The organism is Gaetbulibacter sp. M235 (assembly GCF_043876835.1).
Lineage (GTDB): Bacteria > Bacteroidota > Bacteroidia > Flavobacteriales > Flavobacteriaceae > Yeosuana.
The window spans coordinates 231786-247569 of record NZ_JBAWJZ010000006.1; the positions used below are offsets into that span (position 1 = coordinate 231786).

The following is a 15784-nucleotide window of genomic DNA, read 5'->3' on the forward strand; positions in this document are numbered from 1 at the left end:
TTAATTAGTGTAAAATTCAGTGGTATAATGATTCAAAATGAGGTAAAAACGACTTGTTCGTATTGTGGTGTAGGATGCGGGATTATTATTAAGAAGGATATTAATAATAAGGTTTTGGTTGAAGGAGATAAAGACCATCCCGTCAACAAAGGTATGTTGTGCTCTAAAGGAATGAATTTACATTATGTTGTGAATGATGTTTCCGATAGAATCTTATATCCAGAAATGCGTTGGAGCAGATCGCATCCACGTGAACGAGTTGGTTGGGATGATGCATTAGAGAGAGCAAGTAGTGTTTTTAAATCAATTATTAAAAAGCATGGGCCAGATAGTGTTGGTTTTTATGTGTCTGGTCAATGCTTAACCGAAGAATATTATATCGCAAATAAACTTGCAAAAGGATTTTTGGGCACTAACAATATTGATACCAACTCGCGCTTATGTATGAGCTCCGCGGTAGTGGGATACAAAAAGACCTTTGGAGAAGATAGTGTACCCGTCTCATATGAAGATATTGAATTGGCTGACAGTTTTCTTATTACGGGAGCAAATCCGGCATGGTGTCACCCCATATTGTTTAGAAGACTTGAAAAGCATAAAGAACAAAACCCGGATGTAAAAATCATAGTAGTAGATCCACGTAAAACAGATACGGCAAACTTTGCAGATTTGCATTTGCAATTGATCCCTGGAACCGATGTCATTCTTTATAACGCGATTGGAAGGCGTATTTTTGAGCGTGGTTTGGCGGATGAAAATTTTATAAAAAATCATACAGAAGACTTTAATAAATATAAAGAGCAAATATTTTCTAAATCCATAAAGGAAGCTTCAAAATTATGTGGGGTTTCAGAAGATGACATACGGAAAGCGGCTACTATCATTGGGTTGTCAAAAGGGTTTATAAGTATGTGGGCCATGGGGCTTAACCAGAGTGCCATAGGAACCAATAAAAATTTTGCGTTGTTAAATTTGTCACTTTTAACTGGGCATATCGGTAAACCGGGTTCTGGGCCATTTTCACTTACAGGACAGCCTAATGCTATGGGTGGTCGTGAAGTAGGAGGCATGGCAAATTTATTAGCAGTTCATAAAGACCTTTTTAATGAAGAACACCGTCGTGAAGTAGCACAGTTTTGGGGTGTTGATAAAATTTCAGATAAGGCCGGATATACGGCCACGGAAATGTTTAGTGCCCTTGAAAAAGGAAAACTTAAGGCTGTTTGGATTATTTGTACTAATCCGTTGGTGAGTATGCCAAACACCCACAGTATAGAAAAAGCAATGAAAAATGCCAAATTTGTGGTGGTTCAGGATATTTCATTTAAATCAGATACTGTAGAGTATGCAGATTTAGTGCTTCCTGCTGCAGGATGGTTGGAGAAAGAAGGAACAATGACTAATTCAGAACGTAGAATTTCCTATTTACCGAAAGAAATAAACCCTCCAGGTGAAGCAAAAGCAGATGTGGAAATACTTTGTGAGTTTGCTCAAAAAATGGGTTTTAGAGGGTTCAATTACAATAGTACTGAAGAAATTTATAGTGAATATTGTTCCATGACCAAAGGAACCAATATGGACATTTCATTTTTAAATTATGATAGGCTAAAAAATGAAGGAACATTTCAATGGCCAGTTCCAGAATACAGACATTCTGGAACACCAAGGCTTTTTGAAGACAAAAAATTTTATACACCATCACAAAAGGCGGTTTTTAATGTGCCAAGTCATATAGATAATCGGTCTATAAAACCTAGTATGGATTTCCCTTTGATTTTAACAACGGGACGAGTAAGGGACCAATGGCATACCATGACCAAAACAGGAAAGGTGTCTCGATTAAAAACACATTATCCAAAGCCTGTTTTGGAAATAAACCCAATTGATGCCTTTTTGTGCAAAATAAAAAATGGTGATATTGCTGAAATAAAAAGTATCCATGGCACAGTACGGGTAAGGGCAAATGTGACAGAAAACATAAGAAAAGGTGTTGTTTTCTTACCAATGCATTGGGGCAAACAATTGCAAAGCGATTTAAATCGAGCCAACAATTTAACACATACCATGGTTGACCCCCAATCAAAAGAACCGGATTTTAAATTTACCGCCGTTTCAGTCTCAAAGTACAAAAAACCATTTGAGAAAATCATCATAGTAGGTGCTGGGGCAGCCGCTTTTAGGTTTGTTCAAAATTATAAGGAATTTAATGAAGAGGATGAAATCCATGTGTTTTCAAAAGAGCCCAATCTTTTTTATAATAGGGTTTTATTGCCAGAATATGTTACAGAAGAGCTAACGTGGGAACAACTTTTAAAAATTAAGGAAAAAGAGCTAAAAAAACTAAATATCAAAATCCACCCTGAAAGTTTTATAACAAAAATTGATTCAGAAAACAAAACAATCACTGATAATATTGGTGATGATTATGCCTTTGATAAACTTATATTGGCAACAGGAAGTAGGCCCTTTATTCCTAAAGACGTGAATATTGATCTGCCTGGAAGGTTTACCATGCGAAATAAAAGTGATGCGGATAGGTTTAAGGCGTATTTGGATAACACAAATTTACCGCCAGAACAACAGCACGTTGTTATTGTTGGTGGTGGATTGTTAGGGTTGGAATTAGCAGCTGCCTTAAAACATAAAGATGTAAAAATAACCATAGTGCAGCGCGCATCAAGACTTATGGAACGACAATTGGACAAAGTGTCCAGTAAGTTGTTGGCCCTTGATGTTCAAGAGCGAGGTATTCAAATTTATTTTGATAATGAAGTAAGTACCGTTTTTGATGATGCTGATACTGGCGAGCTTAATATCAATTTAAAAAGTGGAAAACTCATTACGGCCAATGCTATAGTGTATGCCATTGGAACCGTGCCAAATATAGAAATAGCTAAGGAAAATCGCATTATTTGCAGTCGTGGTGTAAAGGTAAATCAGCATTTACAATCATCACACCCAGATATTTTTGCCATTGGTGAAATTGCAGAGTTCAATAACCAGTTGTTCGGGATAACATCTGCAGCTGAAGAGCAGGCAAACATTTTGGCCAACTTTATAGCAGGAGATGTAAGTTGTGCCTACAATGGTTCAGTATTAATGAACATTTTAAAGTTTAATGACCTTAATTTATGCAGCATTGGAGAAATCGACGTACCTGAAAATGACGATAGTTATCAGGAAGTGATATTCACGGATATTTCTAAGCGGTATTATAAAAAATGTATTGTTAAAGACGATTTGTTGGTAGGAGCTGTTTTAATGGGAGATAAAAATGAATTTGCCGAATTTAAAACCATGATTGAGAGCAAAATTGAAATGGCAGATAAACGTAATACCTTATTGCGTGGTGCTTCTAATGATAAGCCCGTTATTGGTAAATTGGTTTGTTCTTGTAGTCAAGTTGGAGCAGGCAATATTAAGGAAGCTATTGAAAATGGTTGTGACAATTTTACTGAGCTTTGTAATAAAACGGGTGCTGGCTTGGGTTGTGGTAGTTGTAAAACAGAAGTTCGTGAAATACTCAATAACACAAACGTATTGGTATCATGAAATGCCCATTAACAAATTTTGCAAGACATTCGAAATGTTCAAAAAGAGCTTTCCATCTGACTATTGAAAAACAAATAAATTTAAACAGATGAAAGATCTTAATAGAATTATAGTCAATGGCGGTGTGTTATCACCAGGAGAATTGAAATACATTTGTGAAGTGGCTGAAGGTTTAGGATTAAAAACCATTTCCTTTGGTTCTAGACAGGATATTTTGTTTCCTAAGGTAATTGACCAAAAAAAGCTGAGAGAACTTGATAATCTTCAAATTGTAGAGTCAAATACGGTTGGCTATGAGAATATTGTGTCATCCTATGTTTCAGCAGATATTTTTCCAAGCACTTCTTGGCTTACCAGTGATAGGTATTTATATATATTGGAACAGTTTAGAAAACAACTTAAATTAAAAGTCAATATCACAGATCCAAAACAACGGTTAGTGCCTTTATTTACAGGACACTTAAACTTCATTGCTTCAGAATATGAAGATTATTGGTATTTATATGTTAGGCTTCCGGAATGGGAAAAAACCCAAATGTATCCAGCACTTATCTACAGCTGGGATTTAGATAGAGTGTCCATGGCTATCGAGGCTATTTTAAAGGAAGATCCAGAAACCATTGAGATGATTTTTGAGTTGGTAACAGATACTATAGAAACGAATAACAGAACAATAGATAAACCACTTGAAGTGCCGTTTTATCCATTTCCGTATTATGAAGGCATGAACCGTATTGGTGCGGATAAATATTGGTTAGGACTTTATTGGCGCAACAATAAGTACGATCTGTCTTTTTTAAAGGCAATGTGCGATTTGTGTTCAGAAAGTAAAATAGGTAAAATATCAATCACGCCATGGAAATCGTTTATAGTGAAAGGAATTCCAATGAAGTCAAAATTACTTTGGGAAAAATTTTTAGGCAAGCACGGTATCAATGTACGCCACTCTATGTTGGAGCTTAATTGGCATTTGCCAGTTGCCAATAAAGAAGCTATCAAATTAAAAAAATTCTTGGTAACTAATTTTGACAAGAATGATATTAGTACCTATGGATTAACGTTTGGGATCACGGATTATACTAGAGAGGGTTATTATTTTACATCCATTGTTATTGAAAAAAATACACTGCCAAAAGGTTTAACCGATTTTAAAATTCGTGATACCTATAATTTGTTGTATGCCAAAAATTTCGACCCAAATACACGAGACTACATCATACATGTTCAAGATGTTGATAAAATGGAATTGCCAGGTTTGCTAATGGAATTGAGCCAATTGTATTTTGAGGAATTAGGAACAGAACGAGAAGACTTAAGTAGTTCTAAGGTGGTAATTGACACCATTGAAGAAGAAGTTTACCAATGTAAAGAGTGTTTAACTATTTATAATGAAATTTATGGTGATATAACCCAAAATATTGAACCTAACACTTCTTTTGAAAGTCTTCCTGATGATTATATCTGTTCACTTTGTGAAGCTCCAAAAAGCAGCTTTAAAAAGAAGATACTTGTTAAGTAGGGTGCTAAATATTTTCAATCACATCACTCAACCCCTTTTAATTAATTTATAGTTTGCCAATTTCATGGACTATCATTTAATTGAAATCACTCGATGTAGATTTGAGTAATAACATTTTTTAAGAATTCTCTTTTATAGATTGACTTTTTATTTAAAAAATAAGTAGTTTTGGTATAAAATTAAGTAATATTACTTATATTTATCTAATTAAAAAATTACAATCACAAATTTTAAATAAAATGTTGGCAGTTAAAACATTTCATGATAAATCAAAAAAGACACCTATTTATGGGATGTCATGTGGTGTTTGTGAGAATTACAACTGCTTAATTAAACGAAATTTGAAGCCCGAAATTACATCAAGTTTTTTAGACAAAAAGACCGAAATTAAATGTAAAAAGGGTCAACAGTTTATTATTGAAGGAGCTCCTGTTAATGGCCTTTTCTTTGTGTTAAGAGGTAAAGTGAAAGTCTTTAGAACTGGTATTAATGGTAGAGAGCAAATAGTGCGCTTCGCAAAGTCAGGAGAGATCATTGGTCACCGTGGATTTGGTACAGAGGAATATTATTCCATAGGCGCTATTGCATTAGAGGATACGGTATTATGCTACTTTTCAAAAGATGTGCTTCAAGACATGTTGTTAAAGTATCCCGAACTTACCTATGATTTGATGCTGTTTTATGCCAATGAACTTAATAGGAGTGAATCTAAAGTAAAGTCTTTGTCCCAAATGACTGTAAGGGAACGAGTTGTTGACACCTTATTGTATATTAATAGAAAGTTCAATCAAAAAAATAATTATTTGGATTTAATTCTGAGCAGAAAGGAATATGCTGATTTTGCAGGTACAACCGAGGAGCAGGTAATCCGTGTGTTTTCGTTGTTAAAAAAGGAAAAACTGATTGTAGCCAATGGCAAAAGAATTGGAATTTTAAATGAAAGATTACTTAAACAGGAAATTGAAGAGCACCATTATTTCTTAGGGAGTTGATGATTCTTTATAAGTTATATATTTTCAGGAACCACCGCTTTAGGTGGTTTTTTTATGGAAAATTGTTTTGATTACGTACTCTTTAATTATATGATAAGTAATATCTACATGACTGTTTATCAATTACTTATGTTTAAAATATGCTTTTTAGCATGTTTTTTTGTGGTATAAAAAGATGTTTTTACATGTAGTTAATCATGGATTATTTTTTGAACTACTTATATATTTGCTACAAATAAGTATTAATACTTAGAATTAATTTAAAAACATTCAATATGAGATCATTGATTACAAAAGCATCATTATTTTTCTCTCTTTCAGCATTGCTATTTTCTTGCGGAGGAAAGACTGAAAAAAAAGAGGCTGCGGCCGATAAGGCTGTAGCCGAAACTAAATTAGCTATTGAAAAACCGCAGTTAACGTTTGGATTTATCAAATTAACAGACATGGCACCATTGGCCATAGCAAAAGAAAAAGGTTTTTTTGAAGATGAAGGATTGTTTGTTTCTGTAGAAGCACAATCTAACTGGAAAAACGTTTTAGACCGTGTTATTGACGGACAATTAGATGGTTCGCACATGTTGGCAGGTCAGCCAATTGCTGCAGGTGCTGGTTTTGGTAGACAAGCCGAATTGGTCACCGCCTTTTCAATGGATTTAAACGGAAATAGTATTACCGTATCTAATGACGTTTGGTCAAAAATGAAAGCGAATGTACCAAAAGATGCTGATGGCAAACCAATTCATCCCATTAAAGCTGACGCTTTAAAACCTGTAATTACTGAATATAAAAATGCTGGTAAACCATTTAAAATGGGAATGGTATTTCCTGTGTCTACACATAATTACGAAATAAGATATTGGTTAGCAGCAGCAGGAATCAACCCAGGAATGTACACTGCCGATAATGTTCAAGGTCAAATTGATGCGCAAGTGTTATTATCTGTAACACCTCCACCACAAATGCCAGCAACCCTTGAAGCAGGAACTATTTATGGATACTGTGTGGGAGAACCATGGAACCAACAAGCTGTATTTAAAGGTATAGGTGTTCCTGTGGTTACCAACTATGAAATTTGGAAAAACAACCCAGAGAAAGTATTTGTAATGACCAAAAAGTTTATTGAGCAATATCCAAATACAGCTGTGGCTGTTACAAAAGCGTTGATTAGAGCTGGAAAATGGTTAGATGAGCCAGGAAACAGGGCAGAGGCTGTTAAAATACTATCAATGTCTCAATACGTTGGTACAGATGAAGCCGTTTTGGCAAATTCCATGACAGGTACGTTTGAGTTTGAAAAAGGTGATAAACGTGACTTGCCAGATTTCAACGTATTCTACAAGTACAATGCAACCTATCCGTTCTATTCTGATGGTATTTGGTTTTTGACCCAAATGCGCAGATGGGGACAAATTCCAGAAGCTAAACCGGCTGATTGGTATGAAAAGACCATTAAAAACATTTATCGTCCAGATATCTGGAAAAAAGCGGCTGATATGTTGGTTAAGGAAGGCAAAATCCCAGCTAGTGATGTTCCAAAAACAGATGGCTATAAACCGGCAACAGTTGACTTTATAGATGGTACAAAGTACGATGCTAAAGACCCAATTGGTTATATCAACAGTTTCAAAATAGGAAACAAGGATAAATAACAAATAATATTCAAATTTCAAAAAAAATGAAGCAAAGCATGACATTAGGTAAAGTAACCAAGTTTATGGGTTTAACAGGATTTTTAGGAACAGTAAAAAACGTGTTCACTGGGAAGCTTGAGAAAGAAGACTTTAAAAACTTCTTACGAAAAGTGATAGTGCCTCTTGCTTCCATTTTTTTATTCTTCGGCTTATGGCACATAGGTTCAAAAAGGCTTTACAATATTGAAGCTGATCATAGAATAAACAAAGCTTTGGTAGAGCAAGGTCCGGCAGAGGCAGAGAAGGTAAGAGCTTGTATTGCTTCGGGAGATATTTCTTGTCAGCCAAACACCTTGCCATCTCCTGCGCAAGTTTGGGAATCGTACAAAACCTTGCTCGCAGATCATTACACTATTAGAGCAGATAAACAAGCCTTTAAAGAAAAAACAGAGGCACTTAATGCAAAGCGTATAGCCAATGGAGAAGCTCCTATTGTTTATACGGGTAGACCATCATTTGTAGATCAAATACTTACAAGTTTAAAAACGGTTTTTGCAGGATTTTTGTTGGCACTTTTTATCGCTGTTCCTGTTGGAATTGTTATTGGATTGAGCAAAACGTTGAGAAGTTCGGTAAACTGGATTATACAAATTTTTAAGCCTGTATCTCCTGTTGTTTGGTTGTTATTGGTTTTCATGATTGTTAAAACGCTTAACAAAGACTCTAGTGGGGATAGTTCTTTTATCATTTCGTTTATAAGCGTAGGGCTTTGCTCTATGTGGGCTACTTTGGTCAATACGGCTATGGGGGTGTCCTCGGTAGATAAAGATTACATCAATGTGGCGAAAGTTTTAAAACTTGGTCCAATTCAAAAGGTGTTCAAAGTGATATTGCCATCGTCTTTGCCATTGATTTTTACAGGGTTGAGAATTACATTATCTGTAGCGTGGATGGTTTTGATTGCCATAGAATTATTGGCACAAAGTCCGGGCTTAGGGTCTTTTGTTTGGGAAGAATTTCAAAATGGAGCTGTGGATTCTAACTCAAAAATCATTGTTGCCATGTTTGTTATTGGTCTCATAGGATTTTTGCTTGACAGAATTATGCTGACCATTCAAAAGATGATATCATTCAGCAAAAACGATGGAATATAATCTATAAAAACACTTGAGTCATGGCCTATCTAGAATTAAAAAATATCTACAAAACTTACGGACAAGGAGAGACAGCTACACAGGTGCTTTCCAATATCAATCTAACCATTGAAGAAGGTGAGTTTGTTGCTATTGTTGGATTTACGGGAAGTGGAAAAACCACACTGGTTAATCTTATAAACGGATTGTTGGAACCAACTAAAGGCGAGGTTTTGTTTAAAGGAGAACCTGTTGTTGGGACAAGCCATGAGCGTGGGGTTATTTTTCAGAATTATTCATTGCTCCCATGGTTAACGGTGGGGCAAAACATATATATGGCTGTAAAAGAAGCGTTTCCGAAGAAAATAAAATCAGAATTACATGCCATTGTTGCCGACTATGTGGAAATGGTAAACTTAACACCTGCCATAAATAAACGCCCAAAGGAATTGTCCGGAGGTATGCGTCAACGTGTTGCTGTAGCCAGAGCCTTGGCAATGAAACCTGAAATGATCATTATGGATGAACCTTTAGGGGCGCTTGATGCTTTAACACGAGGCAATTTACAAGACGAAATATTAAACATTTGGGGAAAAGATAAACGCACTGCATTATTGATTACCAATGATGTGGATGAGGGCATCTATATGGCAGACAGAATTATTCCGTTGCGCCCAGGGCCTAAAGCCACTTTGGGACCAGAATTCAAGATTGATATTGAACGCCCAAGGGATAAAACAGCGTTGAATGACAATCCTAACTTTAAAAAGACACGTAACGCTATCATTGAATTTTTGATGGATATTGGCAATGAGCGTAAATCTGAAGTACAAAAAGAATACGTTTTGCCAGATTTAAGCCCGAAAAGCTTTGCAGGTCAATTTTAACATAAAAACAAAAGGATGAGCAGTACAATTATAGATCAAAAAAACAGGCATTTCGATATAGAAAACGGTATTATGTACCCTTCCAATGTAATGTTGGACTTGTCTAAACTTAAAAAAGTGTACCCAACACCCAAAGGTGATTATGTCGTGTTAGAAGATTTAAATCTTCAAATCATGAAAGAAGAGTTTGTGACTATTATTGGACACTCTGGTTGCGGAAAAACCACCATGTTGTCCATGATAGCTGGATTAAACCCAATTTCTGGTGGAAATATAGCCGTTTTAGGACATCATATTAAAGGACCTGGACCAGATAGAGGTGTTATTTTTCAATCACCTAGTTTAATGCCATGGATGACATCACTTCAAAATGTAATGTTAGGAGTCAATCAAGTATTTCCACATGCTACCAAAGCGCAACGAACAGATATAGCTAAGTATTATCTTCAAAAAGTAGGTCTTGAAGATGCCTTTAATAAAAAGGCTAATGAGCTTTCTCAAGGCATGCAACAACGTGTTGGTATAGCCAGAGCGTTTGCCATAAAACCAAAAGTATTGCTGTTGGATGAACCTTTTGGAATGTTGGATTCATTAACACGGGGAGAACTTCAAGATATTCTAATTGAAATTTGGAACAAAGAAAAAATTACAGCTGTTATGATTACTCATGATGTGGATGAAGCTATCTTTTTAGCAGACCGTGTTGTGATGATGACCAGTGGCCCCAGAGCTAAAATAGGAGATATATTGGACATTAATTTTGAAAGGCCACGAACTAGAAAGGCAGTTTTAGAACATGACGATTATTATAAATATAGAAAGCATCTTATAGACTTTTTAGAACATTAAATACTTAAAACAAATCAATAAAACTTAAAACAAAAAAATGAAAAAACAATACGTAATACTAGGACTGTTATTAGGATGTTTGCAATTTGTGCAAGCACAATTTACATTAGACGGGGAATTCCGTCCAAGAACAGAATATCGCCATGGTTATGGTAATATTATTGCCGATGGAGCCGATGCAGGCTTTGGAACTTCAACAAGGATAAGACTTAATACGGGATACACTACAGAAGGATATAAACTTTATATAAGCCTACAAGATGTTATGACTTGGGGAGAAAATAGGCAATTATTGCCCACCGATTCCAATAATTCCTTTTCTGTTTTTGAAGCTTGGGCCGATGTAGATTTAGGTAGCGGATGGTCTACAAAATTAGGTAGACAAACTATTGATTATGATGATCAACGTATCTTTGGTTCTGTAGGATGGACGCAACAAGCTCGTAATCACGATGCAGCACTTATAAAGTACAAAAAAGAGAAATTCATGCTTGATTTTGGTTTGGCTTTTAATCAAGATAAAGCAGATCTTTCAGGGTTTTCTTCTGTAGGAACCGATTATAATACTGCTGGGTTTTTTTCATACAAAGCCATGGAATATGTGTATTTAAAACAACAATGGGAAAGTTTTGGTGCTAGTTTCTTAGCATTGAACACTACATTCCAAGACTTAGCTTCAGGGGTTTCTACGGGCACTGTAAGTAGTTTGTTAACGGTTGGGTCTCATTTAAGTTATAAAAAAGGAGGTTTTGGTATTGAAGGAAATATATTTGTTCAAACAGGTGAAAGACAAAATGAAGTTGATGTGAAAGGGGCCTATTTAGCTGGTTTGGATTTAAGTTTAAAAGCGTCCAGTAAAGTAGGTTTTGGCTTAGGCGCAGAAATCACCAGTGGCAAAAAAGATAATTCGGCAGCGTTTTTCCCATTGTATGGTACAAACCACAAATTCAATGGGTTTATGGATTATTTTTATGTAGGCAACCATGCTAATTCAGTAGGATTGGTTGATATCCATGCTAGTGCTAATTTTAAATTATCTGAAAAATCTGGGCTGTTATTAAAAGTATTGAATTTTAGTGGTGAACAAAAACTACCAAGCGGTGATAAATCTTTAGGAACAGAAGTAGATTTAGTATTTAACACTAAATTAAAAGGAGCTGGTCTTGCCATAGGATATTCTCAAATGTTTGCCAACGATGGTATGTATGAGTTAAAAGGAACAACAAAAGATGAGGCTGCCAATGGTCAAAATTGGGCTTGGGCGATGTTAACTATTAAACCTAAATTTTTGAATTAAATTTTAATCTGTTTTTTGTTTAGACAGTTAAAGTTAATTTTTATTGTTAATGCAAAATTAGTCATTTAGTTTAATTTTAAAAATCCCATGAAAATGGGATTTTTTTTAAATATAATTACAAAATTTCAAAACAGTTTTATCGTTTGATTCTAAAATAACTAAATCAAGTGTACTTTTATAAACTGTTTAATATCGTGTTTTGCATTTTTACAAATTTTTTATTTATCAAGTAATAGTTAAAATATTATCTATGATTTATTTAACATAAACCCTTAACAAGAACAATTAATATAATTTTATATTTATATGGCAACTTATTTTTATATTTAAAAAATGTCAATGTCTAAAAAACATGTAGTTGTATGTTCGCTTAATTTTTTTGTTTCAGCTTTAATGTGGTTGACATTACTTTACACGTTTATTGATACGGTTCCTAGTAAGCAATAATTAAAACAAGGATTTAAAAGACAGATTATATAAAATTATCTTTTGGTTTAAAGTTTCTGATTGGAGAGTTTAAAAAACTAAAATCTTTATCATGAAATCTCTTCAATTAAAATTTTTTAATTTCAATTGAAGTCAATAGATGTAGGTAGTGAATATGAGTTTCTAGAAAATAAAGAAATTTTGCACCTATGTTTACCCTAGCTATTTTTATGAAAAATAGAAGGGCTTCAATATCTTGAAACCCTTTTTATTACTTGTAGCGAGAGCGGGGCACGATCCCGCGACCTCCGGGTTATGAATTCTGCCAAAAAAAATTTTTAAGCACAAACTTGATTTCAAAAACCCATAAAAATTATAAAAACGTATGCAAAAACGTATGCAGTTTTAACCCTTCTGATTATTAAAATTATTTAATGCAATTTAACAAAAATAAATTTAAAAGTTAGAATAGTTTAAAGGAGATCTATTTTAGTAAATAATATAATTATTTAAATTTTTCTTAATATAAAACTTTGAAATATTTTAATTTACTATAAGTTTAATAGGTTCTGAATACCGTCTGATTACTTTGTCATTTTTGTACATAATGTTTAAAATTATGTAGCCTTATTTCAGGACGGGTCAAACGCTTATCAGCCCTATTTTTATACTTATAGTAAGCATTGCGTTTATGTCCAAAACAATTGGTTATAGTAGTTAAAGAAGCAAATCCCTTAGCTTTTTCTTTGGCTATGATCAGGGCTTTGTACTTAGCTTTTTTTTTAGTTCAGCAACAGATTTATAGCCTAGGTCTTCAGCAGCTACTTCCAGGTACGAATCCAATACCAGGGCATCCAGATCCTTTTTTAAGAGTAGTTTTTTAAGTTGTTCAATCTCTTTTTGAAGTTCTTTAATTCGAGTTATCTCGTCTTTCGTTTCCACTTTTACTCTGGTGTTGATAAGGTCTTTACGATTGTACTTCCTGATCCATTCATTAATGGTAGTAGGAGCAATGCCATAGAGTTTACCTAATTGGTTCTTGTTTAGTTTGCTCGTTGTGATTTCTTCTAAAATTTTCAGTTTGAAAGGTTCTGAATACCGTCTGATCACTTTGTCATTTTTGTACATAATGTTTGAAATTATGTAGCCTTATTTCAGGACGGGTCAAAATGTTGTGTAACGGTCTTGTATATGAAAAGTTGCGGATTTTAAGCACTTACTTTTCGGATTATAACTGACCTTAAATATATAAATTTCACTTTGATTAAGCACTGAAACCGCTATTTTTTATATACGTCTTAAGTTTGTTATTCATTAAATTAGATAATAATCAGAAAGAACAAAAGAGAGGATTAAGGTTAGTATATACGGCTGTTGTGCGTTCGTACTTTTCGTTTCTTTTGTCAGCCAGGGTTGGAAAAGCCATACTCTTTTGCAAGTTTTGGCTTTTTGCGTTGGCTTGTGCGACTTGCAAATGTGTATGGTTTGTGTAGAATTTTTTGAAATTGAAATAAATTCCAAAATACTCAATTTATTTATCTTCTCGCTTCAGTGTAATTTCATCAGCAGGATGATAAAGTAAGGGAGAATATTCAAGTTCGACATCGCTTTTATCAAGCCCAAAATAGCGTTCATCACTTATGCTTAATCGTTTGAAAAAGAAATAGGAATTAAGTAATAAGCCTTGGTGCATAGAAAACTCATTTTCAACCGAAAGGAATCTTTCAATTACAACAAATTTAAAATCTGGTTGATTGTTGTATTTGGTCGAACCGTCAGGACGAATATGTAAGTTTAATTCTTTATTAATAACCAAATCTTTAACAATTTTCTTAAAATACAGTTCGGTTCTTGGTTGAATACGAAAACCAACATTAATATTGACCTTAATAATGGTGTCATCCACCAATTCCGACACGTCATAAGAAAGTGTATGAGGTTCATCCGTACGGTTTAAATGGACAAACCAATACACATCGGCACGTTTGGGTTTTTTTGCTAAAATGGATTTAATGATTTTTTGTTCTACTTGGTGTCTAAAATCGGCTTTCGTAAGATAAATTAAATGTGTGGCATATTTTGGTATATTTTCATCAGCACTTAATTCTTGCAGGATTTTTACGTATTTTCCTATATCCACAAATTTGGTAAGCCTATTTCTGATTTTTCTTCCATAATATACTGAATACATTACAAAAATAAATCCTAAAGCAATAATTAAAGTGATATAACCACCTTCTGAAAACTTGTTTGCATTGGCAAAGAAAAAAGTGGTTTCTACAGTTGCAAAAAACAAGATTAAGGGATAAACAAAAAATTCGTTCCACTTTAAACGGAAACGCAAATAATACGAAAGCAAATAGGTAGTAACTAGCATTGTAATTGTGATTGCCAATCCGTAAGCGGCTTCCATTTTTGTAGAATCATCAAAATGAAGTACCATAAAAACACAACCAATCCACAGTAACAAATTAATTGTTGGTATATAAATCTGACCTTTTACTTCCGAGGGCTGGCGGACTGCCACACGTGGCCAGAAGTTCAAACTCATTGCTTCACTAATCAAGGTGTAACTGCCACTTATCATAGCTTGGGATGCAATAATGGTAGCAAAAGTGGCGATGATTATTCCTGCTATTAAAAACCAACTCGGCATAATTTCATAAAACGGATTTCTTCCATCAAGAGTAGCATTTTCACCCAAGTTTATAATCCAAGCAGCTTGCCCCATATAATTGAGCAACAAAGCGGTTTTTACACCAGCCCAAGTAATTCGGATGTTTTTTATACCGCAATGCCCCAAATCGGCATACAAAGCTTCAGCACCAGTAGTGGCAAGAAATACGCCACCGAGCAATGCAAATCCGCCCGGATAATTAACCAAAAAATCAAAAGCATAAACAGGATTAAGTGCTTTGAATATTTGCGGATGTTGTATAATTTGTGAAATACCCAAAGTGGAAAGCATTGTGAACCAGATTAGCATAGCTGGTCCAAATGTTCCACCTACTTTGTGTGTGCCAAATCGCTGAAAGAAAAACAAGGCTGATAAAATGGCTATGACGATAGGAACTGTCGGTAGGCTTTCCAAAGCCTTAATATTGGTAATTCCCTCGACAGCCGAAGACACCGATATAGGTGGCGTAATCATACCATCGGCAAGCATTGTAGCAGCACCAATCATTGTAGGAAAAATTAAAAATTTACCATAGCGTCTTACCAGAGCGTACAATGAAAAAATACCACCTTCACCGTGGTTATCGGCTCGTAATGTTAAAACGATATATTTTAAGGTGGTCAAAAAAGTTATTGTCCAAAACACGCAGGAAATACCACCGTAAACCAATGTTTCTGTTATGGCTTTTTCACCTACAATGGCTTTGAGTACATAAAGTGGACTTGTACCTATATCACCATAAATAATGCCCAATGCTACCAAAAGCGTTCCGAGTGTAACCTTGTCGTTTATTCCGTTTTTATGTCCAGTCATTTTTG

General features: G+C 34.7%; 10 protein-coding genes. 8 read left to right on the forward strand and 2 right to left on the reverse strand.

The features are described 5' to 3' along the window. Nucleotides 1–27 precede the first annotated feature (27 nt). The 8 genes from V8G69_RS11730 (at nt 28) to V8G69_RS11765 (ending at nt 11863) form a co-directional block, all read left to right on the forward strand. The gene (locus V8G69_RS11730; protein ID WP_394882131.1) at nt 28–3552 is read left to right on the forward strand and encodes a molybdopterin-dependent oxidoreductase; all 3525 of its coding nucleotides are present in this window, start codon (nt 28–30) and stop codon (nt 3550–3552) included. Nucleotides 3553–3640: 88 nt separating this feature from the next. Continuing rightward, the gene (locus V8G69_RS11735) at nt 3641–5071 is read left to right on the forward strand and encodes a rubredoxin (protein WP_394882132.1); all 1431 of its coding nucleotides are present in this window, start codon (nt 3641–3643) and stop codon (nt 5069–5071) included. Between the two features lie 239 nt (nt 5072–5310). Further along, entirely contained in the window at nt 5311–6063 is a 753-nt protein-coding gene (locus tag V8G69_RS11740) for a Crp/Fnr family transcriptional regulator (protein WP_394882133.1), read from the forward strand. A gap of 275 nt (nt 6064–6338) precedes the next feature. Further along, on the forward strand, nt 6339–7715 hold the full coding sequence (locus V8G69_RS11745) for a CmpA/NrtA family ABC transporter substrate-binding protein (RefSeq protein WP_394882134.1): 1377 nt from the start codon (nt 6339–6341) through the stop codon (nt 7713–7715). Between the two features lie 26 nt (nt 7716–7741). After that, a complete protein-coding gene (locus V8G69_RS11750) occupies nt 7742–8851 on the forward strand; it encodes an ABC transporter permease (protein WP_394882135.1) in 1110 nt (369 codons plus the stop codon). 20 nt (nt 8852–8871) lie between these two features. Then, nucleotides 8872–9717 (forward strand): ABC transporter ATP-binding protein, encoded by an 846-nt coding sequence (locus tag V8G69_RS11755; protein WP_394882136.1) that lies wholly within the window; start codon nt 8872–8874, stop codon nt 9715–9717. A gap of 15 nt (nt 9718–9732) precedes the next feature. Further along, on the forward strand, nt 9733–10566 hold the full coding sequence (locus tag V8G69_RS11760) for an ABC transporter ATP-binding protein (protein ID WP_394882137.1): 834 nt from the start codon (nt 9733–9735) through the stop codon (nt 10564–10566). A 37-nt stretch (nt 10567–10603) separates the two neighbouring features. Then, nucleotides 10604–11863 carry an alginate export family protein gene (locus tag V8G69_RS11765; protein WP_394882139.1) on the forward strand — a complete coding sequence of 420 codons (1260 nt, stop codon included), beginning with the start codon at nt 10604–10606 and terminating at the stop codon, nt 11861–11863. Between the two features lie 1182 nt (nt 11864–13045). On the opposite strand, the gene V8G69_RS11770 is transcribed toward V8G69_RS11765, so the two are convergent. After that, entirely contained in the window at nt 13046–13399 is a 354-nt protein-coding gene (locus tag V8G69_RS11770; protein ID WP_394882140.1) for a transposase, read from the reverse strand. Between the two features lie 421 nt (nt 13400–13820). Next, complete coding sequence (locus V8G69_RS11775) at nt 13821–15779, reverse strand: KUP/HAK/KT family potassium transporter (RefSeq protein WP_394882141.1); 1959 nt, start codon at nt 15777–15779, stop codon at nt 13821–13823. Nucleotides 15780–15784: the final 5 nt, after the last annotated feature.